Annotated in this window: 2 protein-coding genes; both read right to left on the minus strand. The window is 71.1% G+C overall.

Annotated features, from left to right (window positions below):
* Positions 1-113: 113 nt before the first annotated feature.
* On the minus strand, positions 114-1304 hold the full coding sequence (locus AC2W7A_RS12205; protein ID WP_485991577.1) for an acyl-CoA dehydrogenase family protein: 1191 nt from the start codon (positions 1302-1304) through the stop codon (positions 114-116).
* Between the two features lie 70 nt (positions 1305-1374).
* On the minus strand, positions 1375-1677 hold a 303-nt coding region (locus AC2W7A_RS12210), incomplete at its 5' end, for an acyl-CoA carboxylase biotin carboxyl carrier protein subunit (protein ID WP_485991578.1).

Consider the following 1677-nt stretch of genomic DNA (forward strand, 5'->3'; position numbering starts at 1 on the left):
CTGCGGTCCCGCCCGCGCGCCGCGCGCCGACGCGTCCACGGCGCCGTCTCCAGAGGGCGAGGTGCCCTCCGGAGCCGGGCGGCCGTCGTCGTGCTTCATGTCCTCGGCCACGGTCAGAGGCCCAGCTCGCGGGCGATCAGCATGAGCTGCACCTCGGTGGTGCCCTCGCCGACCTCGAGGATCTTGGAATCGCGGTAGTGGCGGGCCACCAGGGACTCGTTCATGAAGCCGTAGCCACCGAACACCTGGGTGGCGTCGCGGGCGTTGTCCATGGCGGCGTCGCCGGCGATCATCTTGGCCATGGCGGCCTCGGTCTTGAACGGCTTGCCGGCCAGCATCTTCTGGGCGGCCTCGTAGTAGGCCAGGCGGGCGGCGTGGGCGCGGGCCTGCATCTTGGCGATCTTGAAGGACACGGCCTGGTAGGAGCCGATGTTCTTCCCGAACGCGGTGCGGGTCTTCGCGTAGGCGATGCACTCGTCCACGCAGCCCTGGGCGGCGCCGGTGGCGAGCGCGGCGATGGCGATACGGCCCTCGTCCAGGATGGACAGGAAGTTCGCGAAGCCGCGGCCGCGGGTGCCCAGCAGGTTCTCCTCCGGCACCACGGCGTCCGAGAAGTGCAGCGGGTGCGTGTCCGAGGAGTTCCAGCCGACCTTGTTGTAGGCCTTGCCGGCGGTGAAGCCTTCGGTGTCCGCGGGGACGATGATGGTGGAGATCTCCTTGGCCGGCTTGCCGTCGTGACCGGTCTTGCCCTCCACGGTGCCGGTGACGGCGGTGACGGTCACCAGCGAGGTGATGTCCGTGCCGGAGTTGGTGATGAACTCCTTGGCGCCGTTGATGCGCCAGTTCCCGTCCTCCAGCTTCGCGGTGGTCTGGGTGCCGCCGGCGTCCGAGCCGGCGTTGGGCTCGGTGAGGCCGAAGCCGGCCAGGTGCTTGCCGGCCACCAGGTCCGGCAGCCACTTCTGCTTCTGCTCGTCCGTGCCGAACCGGTACAGGGGCATCGCACCGAGGGACACGCCGGCCTCGAGGGTGATGGCCACGGACTGGTTCACGCGGCCGAGCTGCTCGAGCGCCAGGGACAGGGCGAAGTAGTCGCCGCCCATGCCGCCGTACTCCTCGGAGAACGGCAGGCCGAACAGGCCCATCTCGCCCATCTGGGCGACGATCTCATACGGGAACTCGTGCTTGGCGTCCAGGTCGGCGGAGACCGGGGCGACGACCTCGTCGGCGAACTCGCGGACCGTGTCGGACAGGGCCTGGTAGTCCTCGTCCAGGGCGGGCAGTGTGCGGTGGTTCGGGCTGGCCATGGGGCTGCTCCTTGTCTTCTGTTCTCCTGCGGCACGGGTGTGCGCCGCGGCGGGTCTTCGGTGGGGTCGGTCAGGCGGTGGGCTCGGCTGAGGCGGACTCGCCGGCGGCATCGGACGTACCGCCGGCGGCGTCTGCATCCGGGGTCGGCTCCACGGTGGCCACCAGGCCCTGCGCGGGGACGGAGTCGCCCTGGGCCACGTGGATGGTGACGGTGCCGGCGACGGCCGCGGTGATGGGGTGCTCCATCTTCATGGCCTCCACGTCCGCCAGGTGCGCGCCGGCCTCCACGCGGTCGCCGGTGGCCACGTGGACGGCCACCACGGTGCCCGGCATCGGCGTGCGGGACTCCGGGGAGCCGGCTCCCTCGGGCAC

This window comes from Micrococcus sp. LASM2_SD2, from assembly GCF_057364565.1.